Origin of the sequence: Methanothermobacter tenebrarum, assembly GCF_003264935.1 — an archaeon.
GTDB lineage: Archaea > Methanobacteriota > Methanobacteria > Methanobacteriales > DSM-23052 > Methanothermobacter_A > Methanothermobacter_A tenebrarum_A.
Genome location: NZ_QLOE01000001.1, coordinates 186774 through 200889, shown reverse-complemented (window position 1 = coordinate 200889; position 14116 = coordinate 186774). Strand labels below are relative to the sequence as shown.

Sequence of the window (14116 nt, the reverse complement as noted above, 5' to 3'; positions counted from 1 at the left end):
ATTCTTTGGAGAACCTATTATATAGAATTCAACGCCTCAAGAGAGATTAAATCATCTTTTAGCGCAATAATAGAAGCATTGCAATTAACTTAGAGTTCTTGGTTGTTGTTCGACTATTCTTTCTTTCTCAAAATTTGAAAAATTTTTCTGAATTTTTGATTTTTTTAGGAGGCAAAATATCCTCCATAAATTCCATTTATTTTTCTATTACCATAGTTTAAACTCTTTACGTTTCCTTGTTGATTGCTCAATTATAATCTTTTATTTCCATGAATGTTCTCTTTAAACCTTCTTTCAAGTCTATTTTTGGTTTCCATCCAGTTTTGGTCTTAATTTTTGTTATATCTGCAAGTAAATGTTCTCTTTCAACTTTTCTAACCCTTTTCGCATCTTTGATGATATTTATTTCTTCTCCTATAATTTCGCTTATAATATCAACAATTTGTTTCACTGAATACTCCTTACCAGTTCCAACATTATATTTGCCGCTGTTTCCATGCTTTAAAAGAACAATTAAGGCTTCACAAACATCATCAACGTGAATATAATCTCTTTTTGGTGTTAAATTTCCTAATTTGAGTTCCCTTTTCCCATCATTTATTTGTTTGAATATTTCGGGGATTACATGAAGATTTGGATCATTTGGACCGTAAACATTGAATAATCTGGCAATTATTGCCTCTTCAGAATATAACCTTACTAAATCTTCACAAATGAGCTTAGTCTTTCCATAAATGTCAATTGGACCATACAAATCTTCAGTTAATGGTCTGTTTAAAGGTGGATAAACTGCTGCAGATGAAGAGAATAAAAACATTTTTGCTTTAGATGCCTTAAGAACATTCCTTGTCCCCATAACATTCACATCGAAGGTTTCTTCTGGATTCGCATTGCAATAAGGTATATAATGGACTGCAGCAAGATGTACAACAATATCTGGTTCAAACTCAGCCATGACACTATCCAAGTTCCTTGAACGAATATCCATTTTTTTAAAGAGAGCACCTTCAGGAATAAATTCTTCATTCCCAACAGAAAGGTTGTCTAATACCAAAACTTCAGATCCTTCATTTAAAAGACGTTGGACTAAGTGAGAACCTATAAAGCCTGCCCCGCCAGTTACGACAACTTTTTTACCTTTTAAATTCATTTATAATGACTCCTTGTAAATTTTTTCTATTTTGTTAACGATAATATTCCAATCATGTTTCTTTGCAAATTCCAGAGCGTTTCTTTTGAGATTTGAAAGATCATTTTCAAGCAAATTACTAATTCTATCTGCGATTTCTTCAGGAGATAAATCAACAATAAACCCATTATAGCCCTCTTTAACCACGCCCGTACCAGCATTTTTTTCATGTCTAACTATAATCGCGGGTAAACCACAAGAATTGGCCTCTAGAATAGTGTTTGGAAAACCTTCTCTCGTAGATGGTAAAACAAATATTTTCGAAGATTTCATGTAAGAATAAACTTCTTCGTCCTTTTCTATAAATCCAAAAAACTTAACATTATTAGATATATCAAGTTTTTTACTTAATCCTATGAGATGTTCTTTTTCAGGGCCGTTGCCAATTATTCCACATTTAATATCTGGAATTCTGTTTTTCAATAATGCTATGGCCTTTAGTAGAACATCCACGTTCTTGTGCGAAATTAATCTACCCACATAAACTATATCGAGATTTTCATCTTTTGGAGCTACTTTTCTGATCTTGTGGAAATCCACACCATTAGGCACGACTTTTATAAGGTTCTCAGGCATCCCTAAATATTTTATCATATCATTTTTAATTCTTTCAGAAATGGCGATTGGAATATGTGGAATCTTAGAAACGAATTTTTCAACGAGTAAACCGAATAAGCCTTTTTTCCCAAAATATTCAAACCAATAATCATCCCAGATCTCATACCATGTTATAAAAAAACTTGCCTTCTTATTTAAGGAATGTAATTTAGCAGAAAAACACGGGAAATATGGAGATTGTTGGCAATCTATTATATCTGCATCTCCTTTGAAACTTGTCAAAATCTTTAATCCGAAATATAATCCCTCATTGATAGATCTTTTACCATTTTTGTAAAGTTGAACCTTTTCACCCACTCCATGATAATATATACCGTCCTTTTGGATTTTATTTTTTCCTTCCCACCATTTAAGGCAGAAAAAATGAACTTCATGACCTCGCATAGCAAGCCTTTTCCCAATCTCATAAATTCTTTTTTCAGCACCACCTTTAACCCAAGGATATGCACAATCATAAATGAACGCTATTTTCATTCTATAGCACCCACTTTTCTTTTTTAGCATGTATTTTATGTGTCTCCAGCCGTCTTTGAATGAGTGGAGTTTAGCTTCTCCTCCTCATTTTCTGTGTGGTATGGGTATTTGTTTGATTCTTAGGTTTTTTTCTGTGGTGAATTCCCATCCCAAGCGCTTTAAATTTAATCTTTGGAGGGCTTCTCTTGTGATGGCTCTCATACCACAGTGAGTGTTTCTTGTCTTTGGATAGGACGTTAAGCATTTGAGAAGAGGTGGGGTTCCTATATATCTGTGGAGGGCTGGCATCGCATCAGCCTCCATCATACCATTCAGTCGGTCTTCTATTTCAAAATCGTATCCTTTGAGTATCTCCTTCATGAATTTTGGTGTCATCTCGAATGGGTAGGTGAAGTCAGCGTCTCCCATGATTATAATATTCTCTTGGGCTTCTTTGAATCCTCGCTGATAAGTGTTACCATAAACCCTCCTATCTTCCATGACAACCATTGAACCAGCCTTTTCAGCCTCTAAACTTATATTATCCTATGATGCGTTATCAAATGCGTATTCAACCTTAAAATCTCATTTCCTGGCACTTACAGGGATTGATTTTCCGGTTTCTCCACAAGACCCTCTTCATTAAGGGCTGGTATAACAATTGATATCAACATTAGCGAATATTCCCAGAGTTAATGGATAATCATTCCAGAATTATTATAGGTAAACTATTTGTGGAGTATATCTCTATATAAGTTTTTTTATTAAAGATTTTTTAAAAATTTCCATTCTCCTATGATGATTACTTGGACTTGGAATAAGAGCCTATAAGCTTCTTTGTTCTGCTGTAGCTGCACAAGTTGCCACAGCACCATCCTCAAAGTCTTCTTTGACTTGTTCGCGGTCTCCTCTATTGAAATCCATTATAAGTGTTGTTGCTATACTTGAGGCTTCTTCGAAATAATTTTTCGCCCATTTTATCCTGGGAGCAGATGCTTTTCCGAATACTATCTCACTTCCACATCCCTTTAAGTATTTTTAGCATGATATCCTTGTGATCTGGGTATTTGAAGGTGAAATTTTTTATGATAATACTTTCGCCAGACCAGCATAACCAATAATTACTTTTATAAAATTTTAAAGAGACTTCTCTTTAATAAAAATTATTGGAGGTTTGCTTATTATCGTTAGGAACCTAAGGGATTGTTTTTATAGTAGGGTATTGGATGGTACTCTGCTTTGTGAACTTTTGCATCCTCAACGTGAAGGTTTGAAGATGGGTTTTAGTTTGGCTCATGCTATTCTTGAACCTGGAGAAGCTTCGCTACCACATTGTCTAAAAGAATCTGTGGAAGTCTACTATATCCTCGAGGGCCAGGGCATAATGCATATTGATGATGAGAAGAGAAGTGTAGGCTCTGGTGATGCCATTTTCATCCCCCCAAGGAGTGTGCAGTATATCGAGAATATTGGTGATTCAAACCTTTCTTTTTTATGTATAGTGTCGCCTCCTTGGCGAAGAAAAGATGAAAAACTATTATGAGAAAACTGGCTGTGAATGTGAAGCTGCGGTTAAAACGTTGAAAGCCCCCCACCTTGGGATGGGATTTAATTGGAAATTATGTGATGGAATTTTTCTTTAATTTTTTTGATTTTTTCCTTTTCAACGGCTTTTAGGTTCAGATCGTCCACTACTTTTTGGAAGTCTTTCCATCTAATGTTAAGCCACCTTGAATATTTATGGAATATCTCTTTTTCGATTATGGCCATTCCTTTTAATTTGATTTTATGTTTTGGCAATTCTTTTCTGAGTCGCCATCTTGCATCCCTGTATGGTTGGATTTCGAGGATAGCTTCTTCCATTTTTTTATCTTCGAACATCATCTTGAGTAGAATTTCCAAGATTAAGTTTATCCTATCTGGGACTCCTACTGTATCCCCCATTAATGATATTTTCCTCCTTTTGACTTTTATTTTGTTTTCTTGGAGTTTTTCACCTATTCTTGGGGTGGTGCCTTTTTTGTCACCTGTTTTATCAACTATACCACCTATTATAAACGCCTTTGAAGTGAAATCCTCTGGTTTTATATCCCTCTTTGCCCACGGGTCTAGGAGTATCGCCTCTTTTATCCCATTTTCGGCTAAGAATTGGTGTGTAGGGCCTTTGAAGCTTGTTATCCTAGAAAGGGGGAAGTGCATGGAGGATTCAGCTTCTTTGTTGAGCCATGTTAGAACTAGTCGTTCACCCCAGAGATAATCTCTTATAAGCCCATAGGATTGGTTTAATTGGAGAGCAAGCTTCCTTTTCTCCTTGATTGTGTGTTCATCCCAATACATTAAATCTATTATAAAATAAGGGTGTTCATATTTTGAAATTTCTTCTATGATCTTCTCTTTTCCTATTATAATGTCATCATGGTCACTTGGAGAATAAGCGTAATAGCTAGAACCGGCAAGTTCGCCATCCAAATTCCAAGCCAGTTTCACGGGCTCATTTAATCTTATTATAGCCCCTCTCCCATCCAAGATTGAAACTGCCATCTCCTGGAATGGATCATTCCATCCAAGTCTACAGAGACTCCCAACCTTACCTATACCCTCCTTTTTTAACAATTCTTTGAATATCAGACTGAGCCTCTTCATATGGAAGACACCTCCCCAGGGGAAGATCATCCTATGAAAGGAAAAGAGGGGGGACCACCACACTATGGGGGGGTGGACTTTTATCAAAAAAGAAGAGTAAATATTTCCGAATTTTATGTTTCTTCTTTTTGAAGATATAATATGATGTATTATTATATTCTATTATTATGAGGATAGAAAATAATATAATTTTGGCAATGGATCTAACAGACCCGGCCGAGGCTCTTAGGGTGACAGGCCAAGTAATAGATTATATAGACACTGTTAAGATAGGTTATCCTCTCGTGCTTGCGGCTGGAATCGAATGCATACAAGAATTCAAGGAAGAATTACAATGTCAAGTCATAGCAGATTTCAAAGTTGCTGATATACCCGAAACAAACGAGAAAATCTGTAATATAACATTCAAGCATGGTGCAGATGCCATTATAGTACATGGTTTCACAGGCCCTGATAGTATAAAAGCTTGCATGGACGCAGCGAATAAAATAGGAGGGGAAATATTCCTCCTCACTGACATGTCCCATCCAGGATCAGGAAAGTTCATAGGGAAGGTATCAGAGGAGATAGCAAAAATCGGAGTACAACTGGGGGTGGAAAATTATGTGGCCCCAGCCACAAAAATTGAAAGCCTCAAGAGTATAAGGAGAATAGTAGGTGATGATGCGTTCATCATATCCCCTGGTGTAGGATTCCAGGGTGGCGAGGCCATTGAAACATTGAAATTTGCAGATGCCATCATAGTTGGGAGGACAATCTACCTTTCAAGGAATCCGAGAAAGACCATAAAAGACCTCATAGATATCCTATGAGATGTTTATCAAACCAACCTGTGAATTCATAGGATAATTCGAATAACAGGAAGAATATGAGAGAATACCATCCTATCCCGTGTATCCATGATATAAAATGTGGGATTATTGCAAGGACTAATATTCCCATTTTAAGGATTAAACGATACTCAAATATCCTAGAAAGATAACCTTTATCCTTGCATAGGTCATGTCCAACCTCGTCTATGAAAGCCCCGAGGACGCATACAATCAAGGTCACTGGTTCAAGGACTGGCAATCCCCCTAATAGGGCCACTAATAGGAAGAGGGCGCCCGCAAGGAAATGGTTTAAGTTATCAATCTTACCAGCTAATAGCGTGCCTATAAATATCCCAAAGAATATATATGGGGCATCAGAGCTTATAGTGACGAGTAATCCTACAGAGAAGCCGCAGAGGATACCTGCAGAGGCTCCTGCTATCTTAGCTGTGGTTTCATCGGCAAGATCATCAGCGAGCTTCATAAGAAAACCAGAAGCTAAGTATAATAACGGTTCCATCATATAGACACTTATTTTCCTCTTGTATGGGTGAGATTAAAGCGCGCCTGCTAGTATCAATGGGAACAATATTGTGGCATCCCCTATAACGGTTACTAGTTTAGAGTCTGCTTGGGCTTTCGCCCATGTTCTTGCCTCTTCTAATGGGGCGCCGCTGAGGCTTCCTGCCTCGCTCCTGTCCATGATTATCTGAATAGCCGCATCAACTCCTCCTCTAAGTATAGTTGATGCTAGAGTATAATGTTTTGGCACACCACCACCTAGTATTATGGCACCTATCCTTTCTGATTCAAATACTAGATCTGATAAGTGGTGCATATCAGCTACCGCATCTAAGCATAATTGGTTCTCCTGGGTGAACATCCAAAGTTGAAGTCCTATCATACTATCGATTATCCCAGGAGCATAAATAGGTATGTTATTATCGGTTGCATTCTTTATTATGGAATCCTCATCTTCTATGTGCTTTCCTATCTCATGGATAAATTCCCTTATGGAGAAAATGCGCCTAGTAGAAGTGATAGACTCTAAGATCTTTAATATTTTCTCCTCGAAGACTTCGAAATCTTCTGTTTTTGTGTAAATGTCCTTGATATGGCCTACTTTCACGTCTCCGGGTTGGAGGTCGTGGTAGTGTCCGCCGCCGAACGCTTCTAAAAGGTCATGGGTTAGGTTAGCCCCGCTTGTGATGAGTGCCTGGATTTTACCCTCCTTTAAAAGGTCTGATATGATATTTCGCATGCCACCCGCCACTAGCGGTCCTGCCATGCTAAGGAAGACGTTCATTTCATGGTCTTGGAACATTTCGGATAATAGTTTAGTGGCCTTGTATACTCTTCCTGCTCCGAGGACTCCTGCCCGGCCCATTTCATTGACTAGTTCTTTTACTTTCATTCCATTTTTTATTGTCATATGTTGGACTCTCATTGTCACCTTCCTACCTGTTTTTGAGGCCTGAGATCGCATCTAGTATGTCTGTGCGTGTCACTATCCCTATGGGCCTCTTTTTAGAATCTACTAGGATTAGGCGGCCTATGTTGTGTTTGTTCATGATCTCTATGGCATCTGATATTAGCACTGTCTTGTCGACTGTTACTATGCTGGTTGACATGATCTCTTTTACTTTGCATTGGTCTTTGCCTTCTGCTATTGCCCTGTTTATGTCGCTGAGGGTTAGCATGCCCACTATTTTGTTGTCTTCGGTTACTGGCGCTCCTTCGATGTTTTTCTCTGAGAGTATTTTCGCAACTTCTTTAAGGGTCATTTCTGGTTTTATTGTTACAAGGTCCTGGGTTGCCACTTCCATTACCGTCTTTTGTGGTATGCTCCTGATGCCAGTGGTGTCTAGTAGTATCATGTTGTCCATATCATCTCTTCCTACTATGATACCATCTACTACGAGTTTGTTTACTGGGGTTGGCCCTACTCTTATTCTATCTCCTAAGTCTAGGTTTTTTATGCTACCCACTACTTTTATGGCTGCTTCGCATTCTCCTGGGTGTGGTATGCTTGTGAATTCTATTTTTGAGACTGAGAGGTCTTCAACTTTTTTTCCGTTTTTGTAGATGGGTACTTGGGCTTCCATTTCTATGGGCGATATTTCTAAGTACTGGAATGCTTTTATTGTTGGCTTGTACCCGCCCCTGGGCCCTGGAACCCCCTTTACGAGGCCTAGGCTTCTTAGTGATTGCATCTGATTCCTTATGGTCCCTGGGTTTCTGTTCATTATTTCTGCTATTTCTTCGCCTTTAATAGATTTTCCATCAGATTTTTTGTAAAGGTTGATAAGGGTTTGGAGTATTTCCTTCTGGACGGCTGTTAACATCTGTAACACCTAAAGTCATATTTATTATGAATAATAATTATAATTATCCTTAATATAATCTTGGGGGAAGCTGTCTTAAATAGAAATGGGGGGTGTTTTTTTCATTGTTCAAAGAATTTGAATCGGAAAAAATTGCAGATAAGGCAATGGATGAACTTCTAAAAAACAGATATAACACAAGGTTATACTTTAAGGGATAAAAAATTATGCCTACAAGATTTAAAATATCATCTAAGATACTTAAAGGAAGCTTTAGACGCTTCAAGTCCACGATTATTTAATGACTATGTGATCTGGGCCGACATACTACTCAAGAGCATAGGACTGTCCAGAGAATGTTTAAAAGAATCCCTAAGAGTTCTAAAAGCATCTGCAGAGGATGTGATGGACCCCGGATCCTATGAAAAGATATCCTCTTATATCAACGGAGCCCTAGATCAACTAGAAAAAGAACATGTGCTTAAAAGTTTCATCTGATGAAAACCCCCTATAAAAAAAGAAGCTGAAGACTACCTAAAATTTTTACTCAATATAGACACAGAAAACGCTCGTAAACTGATAAAATCATTATTGAATGATGGTATAAAAATTTCTGACATTTACTTGAACATCTTCGAACCAGTACAATTAGGAGATCGGCCGCCTATGGCAGATGAACATGATAACAGCAGCCCATGAACATTATGCCTCTGTCACACAACCCGGGAAAATCGGCCTCGAAATGGACATAGAAAACAGAGAACTTGATGTGAAAATAGCAATGCCACTTGCACTCCATCATAAACGAACTTTTCACCAACGCAATAAAACATGCATTCCCATGTGACAGGAAAGGCACCATAAGAGTAGAATTCAAGGAAAAAGGATGGATTTTATTCTTTAAAGTTTTAGATGATGGAATAGGCTTGCCAGAAGATTTCAATTTAGATGAAAGCAAAACATTTGGACTTTCGATAGTCAATGCCCTTACAAAACAAATAAATGGTGAACTATCCTTACATTCAAATAATGGAACCACATTCAATATAAGATTCAAGGAGCAACAATAATGGTATCATTATGCTTACTTGCAGTCAGAGCCTTGATAAAAGACAATGGAAAAATTCTCATAATAAAAAGGTCCCCCTCTTGTAAGACTAATCCTCTTAAGTGGGAGTTGCCAGGTGGCAAGGTAAACCTTGGGGAACCTATAGAAGAAGCCCTCAAAAGGGAGGTTAAAGAGGAAACTGGATTAGATATAACTCCTAATGGGATCCTTGGGGTTGCAGAACAGGAATTAGGCATATTCAAGGCCATAAATATTATAATTGAGTGTTCTGCTAATGGTAGGCTGAGATTAAGTGGGGAACACGAAGCTTATGCTTGGGTGGAACCAGAGGATCTCAGATACTATGAACTTACAGACTGGTTCCAAAACTTCCTATCAAAACTTTAATCATCACCTTGTGTAAAATATTTCCTCTCCAACAATCTCTTAAAGACCGGGATTGTGAAAAATATCAGATTACTCCATGCATATATAAAAGGGGATAAGCTAATCGCTAAGATAGCGCATAAAGGTAAAACAAGAGTATTAGCCCTTATAAAATTTACCGTTCTCGCATCAACATCATCTAATAGGTTTTTCCTGACAGAATAATCCCAGTTAATATAATACAAAGATCCTGCCAATAATTGATTAACTTGAAATATCATATTAGCTGTAAAGTAACTGGCACCATACTCAGAGACCATCTCAGTAGAAAATGGTATCATAGCTATAAAAATCAAGGAGAAAATGTTTATAGTTACCAGGGTATGGTCGGTATGTTTGATAAAATTGAAATGTTGATGATTAACACGCCATAACCCCCCCAGTATCCAGAAAGAGAGAAAATAGCAGAAAAACTGCGGCCATAACACTCCAAGTTGCTGCTGGAATGCCGCTTCAGTCAAAAAATTGGATACCTTCGGAACATCAAGCGTCAAAACAAGCAGAGTCATTGAAATAGCGAATATACCATCCACAAGCGTTTCAATACGGCTAGTCTTCATCCACAAAATTACCACCAAACTATATACAATGGAGCCTGATAGAATTTTTTTGGGATACCATCCATAATATAAGTTACAGTGTGGGAGATGATAAACTATGAAAATCATACTAGGATTGCCAAAAGGTAGTTTAAATAATGTTAATCGTGGAAACACCTACCAAGTATTCGTAGATGCCGGATATGAGATCAGAGGCTACGAACCCGGGAAGGAAGAGAACGAGATCAGAATCTTGAACGACCCAGAGATAAAAGCCTATCTCACAAGGCCGCAGAGCGCCCCTGTAGAGTTAAACAGGGGGATGCTCGATATCGCGATAATAGGTGATGACTGGGTGCGTGAAGAATCCATAAATAACAAAGACAGCATGATAAAAAAGATAGGCAGCCTCGAATACGGTCAGACGCGCCTAATAGTCGCAGTACCCCAAGAAAAACCATACAATTCCCTACAAGAATTTTTCCTAGCCAATAAGGATCGTGAAACCCCAATATTATGTTTCACAGAATACCCCAACCTCGCAAGGGAATTCTTCATGAAAAACCCCGGCTACAAGGAGATATTCGGTGAAAGCACCCCAATGGTCCAAATAAGAGGTCTTAGAGATGGTGACAATGAAATGGTCCAAATAATAAACTCAGATGGGGCCACAGAAGTATATATTGCAAAGGGCGCTGATCTTATAGTGGATAATACACAGACCGGCACAAGCCTGAGGAAAGCCGGTTTAAAAATCATCGACACAATAATGGAATCCAGCGCAGGATTATACGCCGGGCCAACCTGTAAAGGAGAGAAACTTGAAAAAGCTGAGATGATATATCAGCAATTATTCGGGGCTATAAAAGCCCGAAATTACTTTGATGTTAAATTCAATATAAGGAATGAAAAACTAGAAGATGTTAAAGAATTCCTAATTGCTAAAAAGTACTGTTCACAGGAGCCGACAATAGTAAAGGGCATGAGATTCTCCCAAGTAAACGTCTTAATACCTAAGAATAAATTCCCAGAAATGCTAAGCGGCATTAAAAGCTTGGGAGCATCATCAATCGTAAGAGAGAAGGTCAAACAATATGTAGAGTGAACCATCACCATACTATAGAATGGCCTCCAATAAGTTTAACTGGTGGTTCACAGTTTCAACTTAATTTTCTGGATTTTGAGGTTTCCAATCCCCCATTGTAGAATCCATAACTTCATGGTATTTCAAAATTCAAATTTTGAACTATTAGAAACACCTAAGATGATAAAGTCCAAGGATGGTTAAGTTTTCTTGGCCACGCCATTTAAGGGTGGGAGGCCTTTTTTGCCGAAAGAAATAAAAGTGGCCTATAAACTTATAGGTAAAAGGAGAAAGATTTTAGGAGGCGCGTGTAAGGGATGAAATTTGAAGATTTGTTTAAGGAATGTCCACGTTGTGGTTGCAAGGATAAGATAGTTAAAAGGAAGATAATAGATGAGCATAAGGCCTTTGCTAGTCTTAGGGAGATTGTGTGTGAAAAGTGTGGATATGTTTTCCAGAAGGGATAGGGGGGATAACTTTTGGCCTTCCATGTGATGATAGTTCCTACTATGAATTGTCCTTCAAATTGTAGTTATTGTTGGGGTGTTGAGCGGGACTCTACTATAATGAGTATAGATATTATAAAAAAGATTGTCTCTTGGCTTAAGGGTTTCAGAATGGAGCCGGTGACTTTCACATTCCATGGGGGCGAACCTTTACTGGCGGGTTATGAGTTTTATAAGGAGGCTTTAGCTTTATTGAGCAGTGAATTGGCTATGTTGAATCCTGCGTTCGCTATACAGACAAATCTTTGGTTGATGGATGACAGATTGGCTGAACTTTTCGCCAAATATAACATCCCTATTGGTTCCAGTCTTGATGGCCCGGAGGAGATAAACGATTTTCAGAGGGGTGTGGGTTATTTTAAGAAGACGATGCGGGGATACAAGGTTGCTAGAAGGCATGGTTTAAGTGTGAGTTTTATTAGTACTTTCACTTCATATTCTATTAATTTTAAGGAGGAGGTTTTCAAGTTTTTCTTGGAGAATGGTTTGAATCTTAAATTGCATCCGGCTTTACCGTCTCTTAAAAGTGAAGATCCGAAGGAGTGGAGTATAAGTGCGAGGGAGTATGGTGAGCTTTTAGTTTATCTTCTTGATGAGTATTTGTCCCATTTTGGTGAGATTGAGATAAAGAATCTTGATCATTTTGCCAAGAGCATGTTTATGAGGCGTGGTGTTGTATGCACTCTTGCAGATTGTGTAGGTAATACTTTTGCTGTGGATCCGCATGGGGATATATATCCATGTTATCGTTTTGTGGAGATGAAGGATTATGTTATGGGTAATGTTGAGGATAATCCTAGTATGGATGATCTTGAGGAATCCGAGGCTTTGAAGAGGCTTAGGGGTTGGAGGAGGCTTGTTGATAGGGAGTGTTCTTCATGTGATTATTATCGTTTTTGCCTTGGTGGGTGTCCATATAATGCGATAAGTATTGATGATGATGGTAATATGGAGCTTGATGGTGTGGATCATCAGTGTGAGGCTTATAAGATGATATTTGGGGAGATGAGAAGGAGGGTTAACAGGGATTTTATGGTTCATGGGATTGAAGGTGGGGATAAGAGGGCGAGGATTATCGATTTAATGTTAAAGGAGCTTTAACTTCTAATTTATGCTTTTTTTAGTTTGTTTCCGTTGCAGTAGTATACTTCTGCTGGTATGTTGAATACTTTGAGTTGTAGTTTTATTGTCTCTGTGAGGTTTGGGGTTGTCACGATCCAGAATTTGGTGCCGTTGTTGTTAAATCCGAATCTTCTCCATTTTCTCATGTTCTGTGATAATCTGTTAGGGTCCCTGGTGATTTCTATGATAATGTCTTTGAAGTTTTTAACAGCGTAAACGTGTGGTTTGAATCCTTGTATTTTAGGTATTTTGTGCTTTTCATCGTATTTTACAGTGTAGCCTTCTCTTTGTAAGTGTTGGGTTAATGTTCTCATTATTTTGTCATTTTTTATTTTCATTTTTTTATCCCCACCCACCACAACAACTTTTTTGAACATTGTTTATAATCTTGGATCTTATAGTATAAATACTTATAGGTTATTATGGATTTAATACACAAAAGATATATATAGGTTTCTATCAATTGAAATTAGTGGTGATAGCATGGATGTGTTAGATGATGAAACCATAAAAATGAGATACATTGAACTAGTAAAAAAGGGTATAATAGAGGAGGACGAATGCGCATCCTATACAAAAAATATAGACCTTAAACCTTGCATGAGAAAAAAGGTAGAAGAATTTAAAGATTCTTTCATACCAGGCACCGTCCTGCTCAGTGAAAGGGCATCCTATCGTCTGAGGATAGGATACCCTATGGAGTAACTATATTGTAACGAATTTTCCTGCCTTTGTAATAGAATACTTTTCCAGGAGATGAGACTGCTTCACAAGTCCCATCTCTATAAGGTCGCTTAAATGCTTATAGGCCATGGCTCTTGATATTCCAACCTTTTTCGCGATTTCTATAGCGGTTAAATTTTCATCTTCTAAAACCTTTAAAATTTTAAGTTTTGAATCTGAAATATCAAGCCTAGGAATGGGTAACCTGACTGAGGTTTCCCTGAAACAAGTGAATATAGCGTCAACACCCTCCTTGAAGGCTGCAAATGCTAGAAGACCTCCAATATCATCACCATTATAAGCGACATAAACTTTACCATGCTTTTTAGCCCCTCTTATAACCTCAGAGATCTTATAACATGCTTTAAGAGGATCTTCTGTTTCTATTTTTATAAGACCTCCTTTAACAAATTTTTCAAGGGATAGGTCATCAAATTTTTCGCTCTGAACTAGTATTAAACCATCTATTTTATTTCTCATTGTAACATCGAAGAGGCATCGGCCCCTTAAATTTGTAATAAGAGTCTTCATATAATATCACCTTCCACTAATCTCATATATAATCATATCAATCTAATATAAATGTTGACCTTTCTATGATATGACTC

20 protein-coding genes are annotated in these 14116 nt (G+C 37.8%); 10 read left to right on the top strand and 10 right to left on the bottom strand.

Translation table 11 applies throughout. From position 1 onward, the window contains the following. Positions 1 to 247: 247 nt before the first annotated feature. The 3 genes from DPC56_RS01225 to DPC56_RS08155 all read right to left on the bottom strand — a co-directional run bounded on the left by DPC56_RS01225 (position 248) and on the right by DPC56_RS08155 (position 2770). Positions 248 to 1150 carry an NAD-dependent epimerase/dehydratase family protein gene (locus DPC56_RS01225; RefSeq protein WP_112093236.1) on the bottom strand — a complete coding sequence of 301 codons (903 nt, stop codon included), beginning with the start codon at positions 1148 to 1150 and terminating at the stop codon, positions 248 to 250. Next, the gene (locus tag DPC56_RS01220) at positions 1151 to 2281 is read right to left on the bottom strand and encodes a glycosyltransferase family 4 protein (RefSeq protein WP_112093297.1); all 1131 of its coding nucleotides are present in this window, start codon (positions 2279 to 2281) and stop codon (positions 1151 to 1153) included. Between the two features lie 84 nt (positions 2282 to 2365). Further along, positions 2366 to 2770 (bottom strand): glycosyltransferase, encoded by a 405-nt coding sequence (locus DPC56_RS08155; RefSeq protein WP_181454349.1) that lies wholly within the window; start codon positions 2768 to 2770, stop codon positions 2366 to 2368. A 766-nt stretch (positions 2771 to 3536) separates the two neighbouring features. Here DPC56_RS08155 and DPC56_RS01210 point away from each other — a divergent pair. Further along, positions 3537 to 3803 (top strand): cupin domain-containing protein, encoded by a 267-nt coding sequence (locus tag DPC56_RS01210; protein WP_281267911.1) that lies wholly within the window; start codon positions 3537 to 3539, stop codon positions 3801 to 3803. A gap of 65 nt (positions 3804 to 3868) precedes the next feature. Here the strand turns inward: DPC56_RS01210 and DPC56_RS01205 are convergent, their stop codons facing one another. After that, positions 3869 to 4903 carry a tRNA (guanine-N2)-dimethyltransferase gene (locus DPC56_RS01205; RefSeq protein WP_181454348.1) on the bottom strand — a complete coding sequence of 345 codons (1035 nt, stop codon included), beginning with the start codon at positions 4901 to 4903 and terminating at the stop codon, positions 3869 to 3871. A 167-nt stretch (positions 4904 to 5070) separates the two neighbouring features. On the opposite strand from DPC56_RS01205, the gene pyrF reads away from it, so the two are divergent. Beyond that, positions 5071 to 5715 carry an orotidine-5'-phosphate decarboxylase gene (gene pyrF, locus DPC56_RS01200; RefSeq protein ID WP_112093234.1) on the top strand — a complete coding sequence of 215 codons (645 nt, stop codon included), beginning with the start codon at positions 5071 to 5073 and terminating at the stop codon, positions 5713 to 5715. Here pyrF and DPC56_RS01195 read toward each other — a convergent pair. From DPC56_RS01195 to DPC56_RS01185, 3 genes are read right to left on the bottom strand one after another with little or no spacing between them, the layout of a single operon-like run. Then, positions 5699 to 6238, bottom strand: coding sequence for a hypothetical protein (locus tag DPC56_RS01195; protein WP_146737602.1), 540 nt, complete (start codon positions 6236 to 6238; stop codon positions 5699 to 5701). The genes pyrF and DPC56_RS01195 overlap by 17 nt on opposite strands. A gap of 33 nt (positions 6239 to 6271) precedes the next feature. Beyond that, the gene (locus DPC56_RS01190; RefSeq protein WP_112093232.1) at positions 6272 to 7162 is read right to left on the bottom strand and encodes a deoxyhypusine synthase; all 891 of its coding nucleotides are present in this window, start codon (positions 7160 to 7162) and stop codon (positions 6272 to 6274) included. A 10-nt stretch (positions 7163 to 7172) separates the two neighbouring features. Further along, positions 7173 to 8060 carry a CBS domain-containing protein gene (locus tag DPC56_RS01185; protein ID WP_112093231.1) on the bottom strand — a complete coding sequence of 296 codons (888 nt, stop codon included), beginning with the start codon at positions 8058 to 8060 and terminating at the stop codon, positions 7173 to 7175. Positions 8061 to 8231: 171 nt separating this feature from the next. On the opposite strand from DPC56_RS01185, the gene DPC56_RS01180 reads away from it, so the two are divergent. The 4 genes from DPC56_RS01180 (at position 8232) to DPC56_RS01170 (ending at position 9495) form a co-directional block, all read left to right on the top strand. Beyond that, entirely contained in the window at positions 8232 to 8537 is a 306-nt protein-coding gene (locus DPC56_RS01180) for a globin family protein (RefSeq protein WP_112093230.1), read from the top strand. Between the two features lie 175 nt (positions 8538 to 8712). Further along, the gene (locus DPC56_RS08150; RefSeq protein ID WP_181454347.1) at positions 8713 to 8886 is read left to right on the top strand and encodes a hypothetical protein; all 174 of its coding nucleotides are present in this window, start codon (positions 8713 to 8715) and stop codon (positions 8884 to 8886) included. Further along, positions 8828 to 9109, top strand: a complete 282-nt coding sequence (locus DPC56_RS01175; RefSeq protein WP_112093229.1) for a sensor histidine kinase — start codon at positions 8828 to 8830, stop codon at positions 9107 to 9109. Before DPC56_RS08150 ends, DPC56_RS01175 begins: the two co-directional genes overlap by 59 nt. Beyond that, positions 9109 to 9495: an NUDIX hydrolase gene (locus tag DPC56_RS01170; RefSeq protein ID WP_112093228.1), complete on the top strand. Its 387-nt coding sequence runs from the start codon at positions 9109 to 9111 to the stop codon at positions 9493 to 9495. The genes DPC56_RS01175 and DPC56_RS01170 overlap by 1 nt, the downstream gene beginning before the upstream one ends. Here the strand turns inward: DPC56_RS01170 and DPC56_RS01165 are convergent. Continuing rightward, a complete protein-coding gene (locus DPC56_RS01165) occupies positions 9492 to 10094 on the bottom strand; it encodes a TMEM175 family protein (protein ID WP_245923821.1) in 603 nt (200 codons plus the stop codon). The genes DPC56_RS01170 and DPC56_RS01165 overlap by 4 nt on opposite strands. 97 nt (positions 10095 to 10191) lie before the next feature. Between DPC56_RS01165 and hisG the strand changes: the two genes are divergently transcribed. The 3 genes from hisG (at position 10192) to DPC56_RS01150 (ending at position 12764) form a co-directional block, all read left to right on the top strand. Continuing rightward, entirely contained in the window at positions 10192 to 11178 is a 987-nt protein-coding gene (hisG, locus tag DPC56_RS01160; protein WP_112093226.1) for an ATP phosphoribosyltransferase, read from the top strand. A 296-nt stretch (positions 11179 to 11474) separates the two neighbouring features. After that, the gene (locus tag DPC56_RS01155) at positions 11475 to 11624 is read left to right on the top strand and encodes a TIGR04165 family Cys-rich peptide (protein WP_112093225.1); all 150 of its coding nucleotides are present in this window, start codon (positions 11475 to 11477) and stop codon (positions 11622 to 11624) included. A gap of 12 nt (positions 11625 to 11636) precedes the next feature. Beyond that, positions 11637 to 12764 carry a TIGR04083 family peptide-modifying radical SAM enzyme gene (locus DPC56_RS01150; protein WP_112093224.1) on the top strand — a complete coding sequence of 376 codons (1128 nt, stop codon included), beginning with the start codon at positions 11637 to 11639 and terminating at the stop codon, positions 12762 to 12764. Positions 12765 to 12772: 8 nt separating this feature from the next. Here the strand turns inward: DPC56_RS01150 and DPC56_RS01145 are convergent, their stop codons facing one another. Continuing rightward, complete coding sequence (locus tag DPC56_RS01145) at positions 12773 to 13123, bottom strand: hypothetical protein (protein ID WP_146737601.1); 351 nt, start codon at positions 13121 to 13123, stop codon at positions 12773 to 12775. A 145-nt stretch (positions 13124 to 13268) separates the two neighbouring features. Here DPC56_RS01145 and DPC56_RS01140 point away from each other — a divergent pair, with 145 nt between their 5' ends. Beyond that, positions 13269 to 13490, top strand: coding sequence for a hypothetical protein (locus DPC56_RS01140; RefSeq protein ID WP_112093222.1), 222 nt, complete (start codon positions 13269 to 13271; stop codon positions 13488 to 13490). On the opposite strand, the gene DPC56_RS01135 is transcribed toward DPC56_RS01140, so the two are convergent. Next, positions 13491 to 14039: an ArsR family transcriptional regulator gene (locus DPC56_RS01135; protein WP_112093221.1), complete on the bottom strand. Its 549-nt coding sequence runs from the start codon at positions 14037 to 14039 to the stop codon at positions 13491 to 13493. It lies immediately after the preceding gene. Between the last annotated feature and the right edge of the window lie 77 nt (positions 14040 to 14116).